Origin of the sequence: Thauera sp. (assembly GCF_034003485.1) — a bacterium.
Classification (GTDB): domain Bacteria; phylum Pseudomonadota; class Gammaproteobacteria; order Burkholderiales; family Rhodocyclaceae; genus Thauera.
On sequence record NZ_JAVEYL010000044.1, the window covers coordinates 1 to 15,964 of the forward strand.

At 60.8% G+C, this 15,964-nt stretch carries 19 protein-coding genes; 15 read left to right on the forward strand and 4 right to left on the reverse strand.

Annotated elements, in window-relative coordinates:
- The 6 genes from RBT54_RS16675 to RBT54_RS16700 all read left to right on the forward strand — a co-directional run.
- Positions 1-747 (forward strand): aminotransferase class III-fold pyridoxal phosphate-dependent enzyme (locus RBT54_RS16675; protein WP_320368171.1); only part of this gene is annotated, 747 nt, incomplete at its 5' end.
- Between the two features lie 9 nt (positions 748-756).
- Positions 757-1,680, forward strand: coding sequence for an ornithine carbamoyltransferase (gene argF / locus RBT54_RS16680; protein WP_094267670.1), 924 nt, complete (start codon positions 757-759; stop codon positions 1,678-1,680).
- A gap of 71 nt (positions 1,681-1,751) precedes the next feature.
- Positions 1,752-2,981, forward strand: coding sequence for an argininosuccinate synthase (locus RBT54_RS16685; RefSeq protein WP_094267671.1), 1,230 nt, complete (start codon positions 1,752-1,754; stop codon positions 2,979-2,981).
- A 39-nt stretch (positions 2,982-3,020) separates the two neighbouring features.
- Positions 3,021-3,251 (forward strand): DUF2788 domain-containing protein, encoded by a 231-nt coding sequence (locus tag RBT54_RS16690; RefSeq protein ID WP_094267672.1) that lies wholly within the window; start codon positions 3,021-3,023, stop codon positions 3,249-3,251.
- Positions 3,252-3,265: 14 nt separating this feature from the next.
- The gene (locus RBT54_RS16695) at positions 3,266-3,589 is read left to right on the forward strand and encodes a pyrimidine/purine nucleoside phosphorylase (protein ID WP_094267673.1); all 324 of its coding nucleotides are present in this window, start codon (positions 3,266-3,268) and stop codon (positions 3,587-3,589) included.
- Positions 3,590-3,610: 21 nt separating this feature from the next.
- On the forward strand, positions 3,611-4,096 hold the full coding sequence (locus RBT54_RS16700) for a YajQ family cyclic di-GMP-binding protein (protein ID WP_094267674.1): 486 nt from the start codon (positions 3,611-3,613) through the stop codon (positions 4,094-4,096).
- Positions 4,097-4,110: 14 nt separating this feature from the next.
- Here the strand turns inward: RBT54_RS16700 and RBT54_RS16705 are convergent, their stop codons facing one another.
- Complete coding sequence (locus RBT54_RS16705) at positions 4,111-4,926, reverse strand: ankyrin repeat domain-containing protein (RefSeq protein WP_094267675.1); 816 nt, start codon at positions 4,924-4,926, stop codon at positions 4,111-4,113.
- Between the two features lie 179 nt (positions 4,927-5,105).
- Here RBT54_RS16705 and RBT54_RS16710 point away from each other — a divergent pair, with 179 nt between their 5' ends.
- Positions 5,106-5,315 (forward strand): YjfB family protein, encoded by a 210-nt coding sequence (locus tag RBT54_RS16710; protein WP_277079440.1) that lies wholly within the window; start codon positions 5,106-5,108, stop codon positions 5,313-5,315.
- A 29-nt stretch (positions 5,316-5,344) separates the two neighbouring features.
- Here the strand turns inward: RBT54_RS16710 and RBT54_RS16715 are convergent, their stop codons facing one another.
- The gene (locus RBT54_RS16715; protein ID WP_277079439.1) at positions 5,345-6,004 is read right to left on the reverse strand and encodes a CoA pyrophosphatase; all 660 of its coding nucleotides are present in this window, start codon (positions 6,002-6,004) and stop codon (positions 5,345-5,347) included.
- Between the two features lie 162 nt (positions 6,005-6,166).
- Positions 6,167-6,790, reverse strand: coding sequence for a TIGR02281 family clan AA aspartic protease (locus RBT54_RS16720; protein ID WP_277079438.1), 624 nt, complete (start codon positions 6,788-6,790; stop codon positions 6,167-6,169).
- A gap of 359 nt (positions 6,791-7,149) precedes the next feature.
- Between RBT54_RS16720 and RBT54_RS16725 the strand changes: the two genes are divergently transcribed.
- The 8 genes from RBT54_RS16725 to RBT54_RS16760 all read left to right on the forward strand — a co-directional run bounded on the left by RBT54_RS16725 (position 7,150) and on the right by RBT54_RS16760 (position 15,746).
- Positions 7,150-7,623, forward strand: a complete 474-nt coding sequence (locus RBT54_RS16725) for a GspH/FimT family pseudopilin (RefSeq protein ID WP_413788467.1) — start codon at positions 7,150-7,152, stop codon at positions 7,621-7,623.
- Positions 7,620-8,102, forward strand: coding sequence for a type IV pilus modification protein PilV (pilV, locus tag RBT54_RS16730; protein WP_277079436.1), 483 nt, complete (start codon positions 7,620-7,622; stop codon positions 8,100-8,102). The genes RBT54_RS16725 and pilV overlap by 4 nt, the downstream gene beginning before the upstream one ends.
- Before the next feature lie 53 nt (positions 8,103-8,155).
- Positions 8,156-9,085, forward strand: coding sequence for a PilW family protein (locus RBT54_RS16735; RefSeq protein ID WP_277079449.1), 930 nt, complete (start codon positions 8,156-8,158; stop codon positions 9,083-9,085).
- Complete coding sequence (locus RBT54_RS16740) at positions 9,082-9,669, forward strand: PilX N-terminal domain-containing pilus assembly protein (protein ID WP_277079435.1); 588 nt, start codon at positions 9,082-9,084, stop codon at positions 9,667-9,669. The genes RBT54_RS16735 and RBT54_RS16740 overlap by 4 nt, the downstream gene beginning before the upstream one ends.
- Positions 9,670-9,709: 40 nt before the next feature.
- The gene (locus tag RBT54_RS16745) at positions 9,710-12,925 is read left to right on the forward strand and encodes a pilus assembly protein (protein WP_320368173.1); all 3,216 of its coding nucleotides are present in this window, start codon (positions 9,710-9,712) and stop codon (positions 12,923-12,925) included.
- Positions 12,922-13,314: a type IV pilin protein gene (locus RBT54_RS16750; protein WP_277079433.1), complete on the forward strand. Its 393-nt coding sequence runs from the start codon at positions 12,922-12,924 to the stop codon at positions 13,312-13,314. The genes RBT54_RS16745 and RBT54_RS16750 overlap by 4 nt, the downstream gene beginning before the upstream one ends.
- A gap of 295 nt (positions 13,315-13,609) precedes the next feature.
- Positions 13,610-14,536, forward strand: coding sequence for a CobD/CbiB family protein (locus tag RBT54_RS16755; RefSeq protein ID WP_094267685.1), 927 nt, complete (start codon positions 13,610-13,612; stop codon positions 14,534-14,536).
- A 28-nt stretch (positions 14,537-14,564) separates the two neighbouring features.
- Positions 14,565-15,746: an acetyl-CoA C-acyltransferase family protein gene (locus tag RBT54_RS16760; protein ID WP_277079431.1), complete on the forward strand. Its 1,182-nt coding sequence runs from the start codon at positions 14,565-14,567 to the stop codon at positions 15,744-15,746.
- A 110-nt stretch (positions 15,747-15,856) separates the two neighbouring features.
- On the opposite strand, the gene RBT54_RS16765 is transcribed toward RBT54_RS16760, so the two are convergent.
- On the reverse strand, positions 15,857-15,964 hold a 108-nt coding region (locus tag RBT54_RS16765), incomplete at its 5' end, for a peptide-methionine (R)-S-oxide reductase (protein WP_320368174.1).

Sequence of the window (15,964 nt, forward strand, 5' to 3'; positions counted from 1 at the left end):
CAGGCCGGCTTCGAGCCGCTGGTGCAGGGTTTCATCCGCGTGCCGTACAAGGATATCGAGGCCATCCGCAAGATCGCCGAGCACGACCATACGGTCGTCGCGGTGATGCTCGAGATGATCCAGGGCGAGGGCGGTGTCAATGTGGCCGACGAGACCTTCCAGCGCGAGTTGCGTGCCCTGTGCGACGACAAGGGCTGGCTGATGATGTGCGACGAGGTTCAGTGCGGCATGGGTCGCACAGGCAAGTGGTACGGCTGGCAGCACGCCGGCACCAAGCCCGACGTGATGACGCTGGCCAAGGGCCTGGCCTCCGGCGTGCCGATCGGCGCCTGCGTGACGTCGGGCAAGGCCACGGGGCTTTTCGGTCCCGGCAACCATGGCTCCACTTTCGGCGGTAATCCGCTGGCCTGCGCCGCCGGCTTGGCCACCTTCGACACCATCGTCGAGGACAGGCTGATGGACAACGCGGTGGCGATCGGCGACCAGATCCGCAAGGGCATGGCCGAAGCGCTCGTCGGCGTTGCAGGTGTGGTCGATATCCGCGGTCGCGGGCTGATGATCGGCATCGAGCTCGATCGCCCCTGCGGCGTGCTGATGGCGCGTGCGGCGGAGCAGGGTCTGCTGCTCAGCGTCACGGCCGAACGCGTCATCCGCCTGCTGCCGGCACTGACCTTCACCGCCGACGAGGCTCGGACCCTGGTGGCCATGCTGGCGCCGATGGTGCGCGACTTCCTCGCGAACGGCTAAGGATTGCCTATGACTTCCATCAAGCATTACCTGCAGTTCAAGGATTTCACGCGCGAGGAATACGACTATGTGTTCGAGCGCGCGAAGTGGATCAAGGACAAGTTCAAGCGCTACGAGCCTTACCACCCTCTGTTTGACCGCACGCTGGTGATGATCTTCGAGAAGGCGAGCACTCGCACGCGTCTGTCTTTCGAAGCCGGCATGCACCAGCTCGGCGGCTCGGCCATCTACCTGAACACCCGCGACTCGCAGCTTGGCCGCGGCGAGCCGGTGGAGGATGCGGGCCAGGTGATCTCGCGCATGAGCGACCTGGTGATGATCCGCACCTTCGAGCAGGACATCGTCGAGCGTTTTGCCGCCAATTCGCGCGTGCCGGTCATCAATGGCCTGACCAACGAATACCACCCGTGCCAGATCCTGGCCGACATCTTCACCTTCATCGAGCATCGCGGCTCGATCCAGGGCAAGACGGTGGCCTGGGTGGGGGACAGCAACAACATGTGCAACACCTGGCTGCAGGCCGCCGAGGTGCTGGACTTCAACGTCCACGTATCGACGCCTCCGGGTTACGAGGTCGAGCCCGAACGTGCCGGCCTCTATGGCACCGATCACTTCGAGCAGTTCGCCGACCCGATGGATGCCTGCCGCGGCGCGGATCTGGTGACGACCGACGTGTGGACCTCGATGGGCTTCGAAGCCGAGAACGAGGAGCGCATGAAGGCCTTCGCCGACTGGTGCGTGGACGCCGAGATGATGTCCGTGGCCAACAGGGACGCGGTCTTCATGCACTGCCTGCCAGCGCATCGCGGTGAGGAAGTGACCGCCGAGGTCATGGATGGACCGCAGTCGGTGGTGTGGGACGAGGCCGAGAATCGCCTCCACGCACAGAAAGCCCTCATGGAATACCTGATGCTGGGCCGTATCAAGGCCTGACTCAGTCCGACGACATTTACGGTGCACACGGGCGTGCGCGCCGGCAACACAGCAGGAAACAGGAAAACAGCATGAGCGACGTCAAGAAAGTAGTGCTCGCCTACTCCGGCGGGCTGGACACTTCGGTCATCCTGAAGTGGCTGCAGGACACCTACCAGTGCGAAGTGGTCACCTTCACCGCCGACCTCGGCCAGGGCGAAGAGCTCGAGCCCGCGCGCACCAAGGCGCTCAAGTTCGGCATCAAGCCCGAGAACATCTTCATCGACGACCTGCGCGAAGAGTTCGTGCGCGACTTCGTCTTCCCGATGTTCCGCGCCAATACCGTCTACGAAGGCGAGTACCTGCTCGGCACCTCGATCGCCCGTCCGCTGATCGCCAAGCGCCAGATCGAGATCGCGCGCGCCACCGGCGCCGATGCCGTGTCGCACGGCGCCACCGGCAAGGGCAACGACCAGGTCCGCTTCGAGCTCGGCTACTACGCGCTGATGCCGGGCGTGAAGGTCATCGCCCCCTGGCGCGAATGGGACCTGCTGTCGCGTGAGAAGCTGCTGGCCTACGCCGAGAAGCATGGCATTCCCATCGAGATGAAGCACAAGCAGGGCGGCTCGCCCTATTCGATGGACGCCAACCTGCTGCACATCTCCTTCGAAGGCCGCCATCTCGAGAACCCGGCTGCCGAAGCCGAAGAGTCGATGTGGCGTTGGACCGTGTCGCCCGAAGCTGCGCCGGACGCCGCCGAGTACGTCGACCTGGAATTCGAGCAGGGTGACCTCGTCGCCATCAACGGCACCCGCATGAAGGCGCACGAATTGCTCGCCAAGCTCAACGAGCTGGGCGGCAAGCACGGCATCGGCCGCCTCGATCTGGTAGAGAACCGCTACGTCGGCATGAAGAGCCGTGGCTGCTACGAAACGCCGGGTGGCACCATCCTGCTGCGCGCCCACCGTGCCATTGAATCGATCACGCTCGACCGCGAAGTCGCCCACCTCAAGGACGACCTGATGCCGCGCTACGCCAGCATGATCTACAACGGCTACTGGTGGAGCCCCGAGCGCCAGGCTATCCAGGCGCTGATCGACCACACCCAGCAGACCGTCAATGGCTGGGTGCGCCTCAAGCTCTACAAGGGCAACGTCATCGTCACCGGCCGCGACTCGAAGACCGATTCGCTGTTCGATCCGACGATCGCGACCTTCGAGGACGACCAGGGCGCCTACAACCAGAAGGACGCACACGGCTTCATCCGCCTCAACGCGCTGCGCATGCGCATCGCGGCCAACGCCAAGGCGAAGCGCGGCTAAGGAAGCGGTTCAGGTCGTAAAGCTCTTTGGAAACCGGTGATGGACAACGACATACTGATCTTCGGCCTGACGATGGCCGAGTTCGAGGACATTTCACTCAAGGTCTGCTTCACGGCCCTGATCCTCTACATGTTGTTCATCATCGGCAACCTCGCAAAGGAGTCCAAGGCAGGCAAGTACGGCGCGATGTGGATGTTCATCGGTCTCGGCCTGGGTTTCATCGGTTTCGTCGCCAAGGGCTTCATCCAGAGGCTGCTTGGAATCGAGTAAGAAAGGATAGTTTGATGAGCATTACCGAAAAGCTCGACGGCGTTGCCGTCACCACCAAGGCCAACGTCTATTTCGACGGCAAGTGCGTCAGCCACAGCGTCCGTTTCGCGGATGGTACGGGCAAGTCGGTCGGCGTGATCTTGCCGGCTGCACTGACCTTCAATACCGGCGCACCCGAAGTCATGGAAGGCGTGGCGGGCAGCTGCCGCGTCCGGCTCAAGGGTGAAGCTGAGTGGAAGTCCTACGGCGCTGGCGAATCCTTCGACGTGCCGGGTAACTCGAGCTTCGACATCGAAGTGTCGGGCGAGCCGTATCACTACATCTGCCACTTCGGCTGAGCGCGCGGGAGGAGGGGAGCGATGCCGTCATTCGACATCATGTCCGAGGTCGATCAGCCTTCGCTGCGCAACGCGGTGGAGCAGGCGAACCGCAAGGTCGATGGACGCCACGACTTCAAGGGCACCAGCGCCAAGATCGAACACGCCGAGAAGCTGCTCACCCTCTACGGTGACAGCGACTTCCAGCTTGACCAGATCAAGACGATCCTGCTGCCCGAGATGACCAAGAAGAACGTCGATGTCCGCTGCCTCGATTACGGCGACGTGCAGAAGATCTCCGGCAACAAGGTCAAGCAGGAAGTGAAGGTGCGCGTCGGCGTCGATCAGGATCTGGCCAAGAAGATCGTCAAGCTGTTGAAGGACAGCAAGATGAAGGTGCAGGCCGCCATCCAGGGCGACGCAGTGCGCGTGTCCGGTGCCAAGCGTGACGTGCTGCAGGAAGCGATCGCGCTGGTGAAGAAGCAGGTCACTGACTTCCCGCTGCAGTACGGCAACTTCCGCGACTGATTTCCACGCAGCGCTCAGGCTGCGGCGCGCTCACCAGACAGGCTTCCGCCGAAGGGCGAAGCCTGTTTCGTTTTGAACTCGATCAGGCGCAGCAGGCGCTCGTCACCTAGCTTCTGCGCCAGTGACAGCGCGGTCTCGCCATCGCGCCGGCTGGCAAACACGTCTGCCCCCTGTTCGATAAGCATGTATGCGATGTCGGGTGTGCCACCGCTGATCGACAGGAGCAAAGGCGTGTTGCCGAGCGGGTCACGAACGTTGATGTGCGCACCCTTCTTAAGCAGCAGTTCCACCGTGTTCCGGTAGCCGGCCGTCGGCTTGCCGCAGGCGACCAGCAGCGGTGTCAGGTGAAGGCGATCCTTCGCGTTCGGGTCGGCGCCCGCGCTGAGCAGGATCTGCGCGATGATCGTCAGGCCGCGCTTGAGCGCGAACACCAGAGGCGGAGTCCCGTCCTCCGCTGTCAGATTCACGTTGAAGTTGGCGCGGACGAAGAGGTCGATGATTTCCTGGTTGCCTTCTTCCAGTGCGCTGAAGAAGTTCTTCGGCAGGAAGGCGATGCCGCGCGCGGTCAGGTCGTGCATCGCGTGTTCCTTGCGCTCCGCCGCCTTGAAGGTTTCTAGCTCGCGCGCATCCCGCAGGCGGATGATGTCCGCCAGCACGTCCGGCGGAAAGCCCTTGCGGCCGCCGCGCTTGTCGATGAGCAGGTCGCTGAAGTAATCGTGGATCTTGGGGGTGTCCCACAGGTCCTCGATCTTGATCAGGATCCGCTCGAACTCGCGTTCAAGGCTCGAGGGGTAGCTCGTTCCCATGAAGGCGAAAAATTCATGTTTCATAAAAAGAGAATTTCAATTGGTGATCTCTTTTTACGTTGATTTTGGTCCTTTGTGTCACGCTGCCCATACTGGGGCGTGAAGTGGGTCACGACCTGCGGTCATCCACAGTAAAACCATCCGGCGCGCAGTCGTGCCGGGCGTAAGATCAAACTAAACGTATGGGATTTCAGGAGTCAATCATGGATGTAAGCGCTATTGCTGCGGCAGCCAGCGCCAATGCTGCTGCGAGGGTTCAGGCGGAGGCGTCAGTCAGAGTGTTGAAGATGGCGATGGACATGCAGGCCGAGAGTGCCCTGCGGCTGGTGGAGGTCTTGCCCTCTGTGATCGCTATGCCCTCGGCGCCAGTGGCGAGTGGTAGCACGGGCAGAATCGTGGATACGTGGGTGTGATTGACCCAATGCGACACGCCTGAATGTCCTCAACGGCTAAGATCGTGAGACGGGCGCCGGGAACGGGTTCCATCGTCGTCTAGCGGCGGCTCATCTTGTAGCGCATTGTAGAGGGACATAAGGATGCCGGCGGTCGCTCCCCAGATGTGGTAGCCCTGATAGGGCATGGCATGGAAATGTCGTCGTACCCCCTTGAACTCGAGGCTATGGCGTTGATGGTTGGCGGGATCAAGAAAATACGCCAATGGCACCTCGAAGGCCTCGGCGACTTCGAAGGTGTCAAGCCGGAGTTCAAACGGTGGCTGAATAATGCCGACTACCGGTGTAATGCGGAAACCGGTGCCCGTGAAGTAATCGGGAAGGGTGCCCAGCAACTCCACATGGTCGGAAGTTACTCCGATCTCTTCCTCTGTCTCGCGCAGAGCAGTGGCCTGCGGGGATGTATCGCTGGCCTCCATTTGCCCCCCGGGAAAGCTTATCTGCCCCGGATGATGCTGAAGATGATCGGTGCGGCGCGTGAACAACACCGTCGGCGCGTGGCTCCGCAGCACCACCGGCACCAACACCGCTGCGGGTTTTGTCTGTGGCTGTGCCGCAAGCTCCGCCCAGTCAGCGGTGACCTCGTGCTGATGGCTCTGCGTCAGTCGGAGCCTAAGGGCTTCCGCCAGTGATACATGCTGCAACGACACAATGGATCCTCATAGTTCGTTCCGCCGCGGTTATGGTGCCTAACGGCTTGCGGACAGTGGCTTAACGCTAATGCGAGTGTGTGAGAAGGTGCATCCTGCGCGGTAGGCGGGCCTTGGCGTCTGGGAGCGAGTTCGTCCGAGCAGGTCTGTCGGCGACCTACTCTAGTAACGCTTTTCCAGGATGAGTTTCTGCCCGTCGCGCTGCCAGCGCATGCGGTTGAGCACACTCATCCCGAGTAGGGCGATTGGCAGGTCTCTGTCGTGGATCATCGCGTCGACGTTGTGCAGACGCATTCCCCCGACGTCGACCGTATCCAGACGAACACGCCAAGTTGAAACCGTCCCGTTGGCTGTCACGGTCGCTGCGCGCTCCCCTGTCGTGTAATCCAGTCCCAAGCGCAGCGCATCTGACCGGCCCAGGGCGATCATGCTCGCGCCGGTATCTATCAGAAAGCGCACCGTGCTGCCGTTAATCCGGCCTTGTGCCCAGAAATGCCCTTGTCCATCGGCCACCAGCTCCAAACGGGCAGGGGCTGATGTCCCGGGAGTGTTCACAACACTTTCACCGAGCCGCAGTCGCTGGCGCTCGCCTTGAAACTCTACGACCGCTTGGTCACCGGTGAGCCCAATCAAGCGCACCCCTTCTCGCGACAGAGCGCCAACTCGTAAGGTCTGAGGTGACCCGCCATCGACTACAAGCACCGCATGGTGGCCGATTACCCCGGCCAAGGCGATTTCCGCGGCTTCGGGAGCGGTCATGGATACCCCGAGTGCGGAAATAAGCATGATCAGTCTGGTAAAACTCGCGGATCCAAGGGCTCTTCGCTTTTTGCTACTTCCCATCGCTCTTACTCTCTGCTTGTTTAGGGTAATCATACCTGTCCATGGCCTGGCACCGCTTCTCGACGACCGTTCGGCGGCGAAAGTGTGACGCTCGCCCCCTCGAGGGTGAAATCCTTGGGTGTCATCCGCACAATCAAAGCATGGAGGTAGCCATGCAGCGCAACACTGGTCCAGCTTTGAGTACAACTCGGGAACCGTCGAGTCCCTCGCTTGGTGGCGACGTGGTTTGGCGGAGTAGGCGGGGGAGGGGGAGTGAGGTCTCTGGCAGCGAGCGGAGCAAAGGTTTCTCGCTTGTCGAGTTGATGGTAGTCGTCGCGATCGTAGCCATTTTGGCAGGTATTGCGGTGCCCTCCATGATGTCCATGTTGGCGTTGAATCGCTTGAGTTCCCAGGCCAATGATCTTATCGGTGCAGTCCAGTACGCGCGTAGCGAGGCGATCAAGCGAAATCGGAGCGTCAGTTTGTGCCGCACTTCGAGCGCCACCACAACAGTTTGCGCAGGCGAAGACGAATGGGCGAACTGGATCGTGGTCACCGCTGACGGAGAAGTGTTGCGCCGGGGTGCTGTCTCAGGCTCAGGCTCGACGCTGCGCGTTAGCAGCTCACTTGGCGGGGGCAGTCTAACCTTCGTCGGCAATGGGTTGAGCAATGCAGCCGAAGGCGGCAATACCTTGACGATTTGCACCCCCCTCAGCGACAGCGACAACATCGTCACTATTGTCGTGGGTATTGCTGGGCGAACAACGTCTGCAAAGAGTTCCGGAGCCTGTTCATGAAACCTCTCCGACAGCTTAACCCCGGTCTCCAGTCCTTCGAGCGCGGCGTGAGCCTGCTCGAGGTGCTCATCGCCGTCGTGGTCCTATCCATCGGGTTGCTCGGGCTGGCGGGCCTGCAACTGAGTTCCTTGCGGAATAATCAGAGTGCGGCTGAACGCAGCACGGCGATCATGCATATCTATAGCATTGCCGAGGCGATGCGCGCCGATCGCGAGGCGGCGCAGCGCGGCGACTTCGAGATCGACATCGAGGCCGACGCGCCTACCGGGACCAGCTTTGCCGCCGTGCAGATTTCAGCGTGGCGTGCTGGACTCGAGGAAAGCCTCGGTACGTCCGCCTCCGGCAGCATCGCTTGTGAGAATACGGACGTTACGGCCACCTTTTCGTTCACGACATGCACGGTCACCATCCGCTGGGATGACTCCTTGGGTTTGGGGGGATCGAGCGCTCAGACTCTCACAACCGAGGTGGAAATATGATCAGCGCACTTCACTCCGAACGTCGGTTGCACTGCCGGTCGCGGGGCTTCCGAATGGGCGGATGTCGAGGAGTCTCCCTGGTCGAAGTCATGGTCGCCATGGTGCTGGGTATGGTCGTGGTGCTGGGCGTGGTTAGCCTGATGAGCAACAATCGGCAAAATGCCCGTATCTCCGAGGGGTTGGCGGAGATGCAGGAGAATGCCCGTACCGGTTTCGAGTTGCTCGCACGCGATATCCGCGTGGCCCGCGACACCGGTTGTGGCCCTGTGGGTGTAGGAACGACGGATCTCTACGCCGCCCCGAGCGCCTGGTGGCAGAGTTGGCAGCCAGTGCGCGGATTCACAGAGGGGGACGTCAGCCCTGCGGTCGGTTTTGGTTCTGCAGTCGGTCAGCGTGTCATTGGTACGGACGCCATCCAGTTGCAGGGCACGAATGACGGCTGGCCGCTGCGCAACACGGATCCCGTCGCCACAACGGTCACGACTGTGAGTGGCCACAACCTTCAGGCAAACAACATCGTGGTGCTGTGTGATCTGGAGAATCAGAGCGCAATGCTGCATCGGGTTACCGGAGGCGCGACCAGTACCGTTAGTGTCACGCCACAGACCACCTACGGCAGCGGGCAGATCGCACAGTACTGGGCAAGCACTTGGTATATCGGCAACAACGGTCGATCTGATGAAGGTGGCCGATCACTGTATCGCGCGCGATTCAACCAGGCAGACCAGACGGTCTTGACTGAAGAAGTCCTGCCCGGTGTCACTGACATGCAGATTCGTTATCGAATCGACAACGCCGCGAATTTCTCCACGGCCGTCGGTGCGACGCAGTGGGATCTGGTCTCCGCGGTTGAAGTTTCGCTGACTATCGAAACGACGAACCGCAATGTAACGACGGCGGCGGGCGCTGACGCTTCGGTCGGTGCCGACAACCGTCTGCGACGCACCTCCGTCAATGTGATTGCTACGAGGAACAGGCCATGAGCCTCCAGGTATCCCGCCCCCGTGTTCGCTTTCCGGTCGCATATGCCCCTGGACAACGGGGTGTGGCGCTGGTCGTCGCGCTCATTTTGCTGGTTATCGCCACGCTGACTGGCCTGGCAGGCATTCGCAACAGCGCCCTGCAGGAAAGTCTCACCGGAAACATGTACGACCGTACCTTGGCTATGCAGGCGGCGGAAGCTGCGCTGGTGGCTGCAACTGCGGCGATCTCGAGCGGAACGGCCAGCACGGTGGACTGCTCGCCTGAGCAACCGCCCTGCAGAGTCGTGCCCGCCAACGCCTTTACGGGAACGGACGGCGATTGGCAGGACGTGCCGAGCGGCTTCGTCGTGAATAACGCATTGCAGGCCGGAACCACGCCTCAGTACCTGATTCAGTGGGTCGGGTCGCAGAATGTGCCGCTTACCGGCCAGGCGGCCAACTGCCTGCAGTACGGATCAGAGTCGCTTTGCCCAGCGGCCCGTTTCAACCTCTATCGCATTACTGCCCGCAGCGATAACCCAGCTGCCAACAGCGGACGCGCGCTCGTCGTGCTAAGCCGTATTGCCCGCGTACCGGTACTGTAAATAAGTTTGTTTTGACACCCGAAAATCAAAGGTGATTCAAATGAAAAGCTCCAGCCTCCCTCTTCATGCGCCCCGCCCCCGGCAGCTTGCCCTCGCGTTGGTCCTTGCACTGCCGATGCTTGCTCACGCTGGCGTGGAAATCGATCAGGTTCCGCTGACGGTGGGCAAGCCGCTTGAGCCGAACATCTGGTTCATATTGGACGATTCGGGATCGATGGGGCGGGATTACATGCCCGATAACGCGCCTTCGGGCAACATCTCCAGACGGTTTCACCTACGCAACACCATTTTCTATAACCCTGCCGTCACGTACACGCCGTGGATGAACGCAGACGGCACTCCCATGGATGATGCAAATTATTCGTCGGTATCGACTAGCGAAAATAATCTCACCGGCTCAACGGATCTTTCCGATAACGCCCAGTGTTTCCATACCCTTCGGACGCCAACCTCCAATCCAGCGTATAACAGCCAACTGTATCGCTGGCGGCTGAATACGAATGGCTCGGCAAGGCGCTGTGATGCTAACGCCACTTGCACGGATAACACCGGGTGCGTCAATGTCACTTCCTTCACCTGGACGCTCGACGACGGCACCACCACGACGCGTACCATCGCGCAGGAGCGTCAGAACTACGCCAACTGGTACCACTACTATCGTACCCGGATGAAGATGGCGAAAGCTTCGGTTTCCAGGGCGTTTTCAACGCTCGAGGATGAATTCCGCGTCGGCTACACGAGTATCTGGAATAGAAACAGATTCGACATTCCCGTTCAGACCGATAACGGTCTGTTCCGTGGTTCGAATAGGGAGAGTTGGTATGAAAGCCTGCTGTCGGCATCGTCCAGTAGCAATACACCCCTTCGCAGAGCGCTCGACCAGGCAGGGCAATATTTCATGCGCGCTGACGCCAATGGTCCCTATGGACCGGAGAGCGGAACAGACCAGTTGTCGTGCCGGCAGAACTTTACCATCCTCACTACCGACGGTTACTGGAACGATGCTGCCGCATCAACCGCAGGGGCACGAGCAAACGTTGACAATACCGATGGCTCGCTGATCACTCATGCAGATGGCGAGACTACTTATCAGTACACGGCTTCCAGTCCGTATCGAGACGGCTGGAGTAATACCTTGGCCGACGTGGCCATGTACTACTGGAATCGGGACCTTCGGGAAGATCTGGCCAACGATGTTCCGACTGCGGCCGGTACCAACCCGGCCTTTTGGCAGCACATGCGGGTTTTTGGCATTTCTATCGGTCTGCAAGGCACCTTGGATCCGGAAACCGTTCTTGAAGGCACGTTCAACTGGCCGGATCCGACGGACACAGAGAATTTGGAACGCATTGATGATCTTTTCCATGCAACGGTAAACGCACGAGGTCAATTTCTCGTCGCGAGTAACCCTGAGCAGTTCACGAAGTCGCTGTCCGATGCTCTGGGCGCAATCGCTTCTGAAACAGGCCGTTCGGCCAGCGGCGCGGCAAGCTCCACCTCGGTGGACATCGGTACGATGACCTATTTCACGCAGTACACCAGCGGAACGTGGAGCGGAGATGTTCGCGGCTACGAGATCGACCCCAGCACAGGCAGAGTCTCCACCGCGCCGGGTTCCGGTTGGGCCGCCTCCGAAGTGTTGCCTGAGTGGAGCGCACGGAATATCTTCTTCAATAGGGGCGGTACCCTGGACGCTTTTACATGGGGTAATTTGAACACCACGCAGCGTACTGCGCTCGGCTCGGAAGCCGTCGTCAATTATCTGCGTGGTGACGATAGCAACGAGATCACTGACGACTCGTCGGGCGGCACGCTTCGGCCCCGCGATAACCCGCTGGGGTCCTTCGTCAATTCCCAGCCGGTTTACGTTGGCAAGCCGCCCTTCAGCCACTATTACGAGAACGCATCCACTCCTGGCGCCGATAGCTACAAGGATCATGCCACCTCAAAGGCGTCCCGTACCCCGGTGCTGTACGTGGGCGGTAACGATGGAATGTTGCACGGTTTCAATGCTGTAACCGGTGTGGAGACATTTGCCTTCGTGCCGAGCAGCGTGATCAATGAAACCTTGCGTGAGTATTCGAACCCGGAATACGAGCATCGCTATTTTGTTGACGGCGAATTGACTGTCGCCGAGGCATATGTCGATGATGCATGGCGCACCATCCTCGTGGGCTCTCTGGGACGCGGGGGGCGGGGCGTGTTTGCGCTCGATGTAACCAATCCGGACAGCATCAGTCTGCTTTGGGAGAAATCCGCAAGTGATATTCCTGCGTTGGGTAATGTGATCGGAAAGCCGATCATCGCCGAAGTAGGGCCGGCAAGTGACTGGAGAGCGGTTTTCGGCAATGGTCCGAACGGTTCGGGCGACAAGGCGCAATTGATCTCGATCAGCCTCAACGATGGTTCGGTCAGCGTCATTGATACAGGGGAGGGCGGCGACAATGGCCTGTCGGCGCCGCTGGTGTGGGATGCGGACAAGAATGGAACATTTGAAACCGTCTATGCCGGTGATCTCAAAGGCAACGTCTGGCGCTTCAATAACATTTACGAAGCCTCGCCTCCGACGCCGTTCCATCTGTTCACCACTGACGGAAACCGGCCGATCACCGCTTCGCCGTGGGCGGCGGTCAATCAGCGTGACCTGCGCACCTGGGTGTTCGTGGGGACAGGACAGTATCTGAATGAAACCGACCGGGCATCGACCGCAACACAGACCTGGTATGGCCTGATCGATGAGAATGAGACCATTGGCGGGCGCGCAACGGAACTGGTCGAGCGCAGCATCACCGCAACGGGTACCGTTGGCGGCCGGAGGATGAGAACCGTCGAATCCGGCTCGGCCTCTCAGATGGTCGGCAAGAAGGGCTGGTATATCGACTTCACGGAGACTGGCGAGCGCATGATCACCCCCAACATGTTCTACGGCAGCGCCCTCATCGGTACCACTTTCATTCCCGATGGTAGCGATCTGTGCAAACCGGGCGGTCGGAGCGCGCTGTGGGGCATCGACCCCTTCACTGGTGCGAGTTTGCGCAAGAAGTTGTTCAACAATTACGGCACGCTCGGTGGTGAGTTCCCAGGGGTCCTGGATGATCTCAAGCCCATTCTGGTGGGCAACCCCCCGGTCACCATATCGGAAGAGGGTGAGCGAACTGTGGTGGTGATCCACACGGATCCGGAGGAGGAGGAAGAGTTCACTCCGCCTACAGGTGATGCCGAAGGGCAGTCTTGGCGGGAGGTTGTTGGACAATGATCAAGCGAACGAGGGGCTTCACCCTGATCGAGTTGTTGGTCGCAGTGGCCATTGTGGGGATCTTGGTCTCGATCGCGCTCCCCAGTTATCAGGAGTACATTCTGCGAACCAACCGCGCCAAGGCACAGGCCTGCCTGTCCGAGCATGCGCAATTCATGGAGCGCTACTACACCACCAACATGACCTACGTGGGTGCAGCGCCGGCGCTGGGTTGCACCACGGAGGGTGGGCTTGATGGCCGCTACACCATCGCCGTTGGCGGGGTTGGTCAGCGCACTTACACCGTGACCGCAACCGCAATTGGTGTACAAGTACATGACAGGTGCGGCAATTTGAGTCTGAATCAGATCGGCGCGAAGACTGCAAGCGGAACAGGTGCTTGCTGGTGAGACCTGCTGCGCGTCGATTGGGAAGAATCGTGCGGAACTCGTTGGTTCGGGTCCAGGTAACTGCCACGTTGTGCTTGGGCCCGGTGCTTCATGGCGCCTCAGTGACTTCTACCGCTTGCGTGGCAATGGCGGCAGGGTCCATTTGGCATAGAGTCACAGCAGAGACCAGGGGTTGAGCTGATATCCGCATCGACGTTGCGTGATACCGGTGATGAACGCCCGGGCTGACCATGTCACCTGTGGTATCTTCAAGCAACAAAGACCCTGAGCTTCGACCACGTCCCCCGGCTGCTGCATGACCCTCTTTTCGTTGATCATTGCCCTGCTGCTCGAGCAGGTTCGTCCGCTACCCGTCAAACACGTCGTGCTCGACCCGCTTGCGGCCTTGTCGGGTGCGTTGGTGAGTCGCTTCAATGACGGACAGGCCCAGCATGGACGACTGGCCTGGGTGCTGGTCGTCGTGCTGGGGACGGTTGGTACGGCCCTGGCGCACTACCTGCTTTGGGAAGGGCATCCGCTGCTGGCCTTCGCGTTCAACGTGGCGGTGCTGTACCTAACGATGGGCTTTCGTCACGAGAGCCATTTCTTCACAGACATTCACCTCGCGCTGCGCATGGGGGAACTCGATCGGGCACGGGAACTGCTGGGCGAATGGCGGGGCCGCAGCTACCGCGACGCAAGTTCGAGCGAGGTGGCGCGTCTCGCCATCGAACAGGCCTTGGTAGCTGCACACCGCAACGTGTTCGGCGTGGCGTTCTGGTTCGTGATCCTGCCCGGGCCGAGTGGTGCGGTGATGTATCGGCTGGCACGTTTCTTTGCCGAAGATTGGGGGCAGCGCACCGATCCGGAGTTCGGTGAGTTCGGTCGTTTTGCGCGCCGCGCATTCGAGGCGATCGACTGGGTGCCGGTGCGGCTTACAGCAGCCTCTTTCTCGATCGTGGGCAATTTCGAGGATGCCATCTATTGCTGGCGCACTCAGGCCGTGCTGTGGCCCGACAGGTCGTCGGCTATACTTCTTTCAAGCGGCGGAGGGGCGTTGGGCGTAAGGCTCGGCATGCCCATCCATGAATCCGGCGAGATCGTCGACCGACCCGAGCTTGGACAGGGCGATGAGGCGGATGCCGATCACATGCAAAGCACCGTGGGCCTGGTATGGCGGGCGCTGCTGGTGTGTTTGTTCATGCTTGCACTGCTCGGCCTTGCGGGCTGGGTGGGCGGGTGAGATTTCGATTTCCTAGGAGGGAGTTCGCATGGCAAATCGTGAAGTCGTTGTTCTGAGTGCTGTTCGTTCCGCTGTCGGCGGTTTTGGTGGTTCGCTAAAGGACATGGAGCCGTCGGAGCTTGGTGCGGTCGTCGCCAAGGAAGCGTTTGCTCGTGCAGGAGTGGACCCGAAGGCGGTTTCGTTCGCTGCGGTGGGTAACTGCATTCCGACCGACTCGCGCTACGCCTACGTTGCGCGCGTGGCGACGGTCAATGCCGGCATGTCGACGGACTCTGTCGCGTTCGCGGTCAATCGCCTGTGTGGTTCGGCGCAGCAGGCCATCGTCAGCGCCTCGCAGGCGATCATGCTGGGTGACGCGGACTATGCGATCGGTGGCGGCGTCGAAGTGATGTCGCGCGGCGCCTACCTGCTGCCGGCGCTGCGCAGCGGTGCGCGCATGGGTGACACCAAGGCGATCGATGCCATGGTTGCCGTGCTGACCGATCCGTTCGGCGTGGGTCACATGGGTATCACCGCCGAGAACCTGTGCAGCAAGTGGGGGATCTCGCGCGAGGAGCAGGACGCCTTTGCGCTCGAGTCGCAGAAGCGTGCTGCGGCCGCGATCGCCGAGGGGCGTTTCAAGGATCAGATCGTCCCGATCACCTTCGAGACCCGCAAGGGGACCGTGGTGTTCGATACCGACGAGCACCCGCGCATGACGACGATGGAAGCGCTCGGCAAGATGAAGCCGGCGTTCAAGAAGGATGGTTCGGTGACTGCGGGCAACGCCTCGGGCATCAATGACGCCGCCGCCTTCCTGGTGCTGGCCGACGCCGCCAAGGCTGCCGCTGCCGGCCAAAAGCCGATCGCCCGCCTGGTGTCCTATGCCATTGCCGGCGTGCCGAACGATGTGATGGGCGAAGGCCCGATTCCGTCGACCAAGCTTGCGCTGCAGCGCGCTGGCCTGAAGCTCGACCAGATGGACGTGATCGAGTCGAACGAAGCCTTCGCGGCCCAGTCGATCGCGGTCAACCGTGGCCTCGAGCTCGATACGAGCAAGGTCAACCCGAACGGTGGCGCCATCGCCTTGGGTCATCCGGTGGGTGCGACGGGCTCGGTGATCATCACCAAGCTGCTGCATGAGCTGATCCGCGTGAATGGCCGCTACGGCCTGGCCACGATGTGTATCGGTGGTGGTCAGGGCATCACGACGGTGTGGGAACGCGTCTAAGCGCGCTCGGTCGGCACCACGAAAAAACCGCGCAGCCCTTCGGGGCTTGCGCGGTTTTTCTTTGTTCCTGCCGTACCACAGGATCGGCGCCGCCGGCCGGAGCCGACTCGTCAGTCAGGATCCTTATCCAGCTTGATCGACGCCGAGTTGATGCAGTAACGCAGTCCGGTGGGCTGCGGCCCGTCTTCGAAAACGTGGCCGAGGTGGGCGCCGCACTG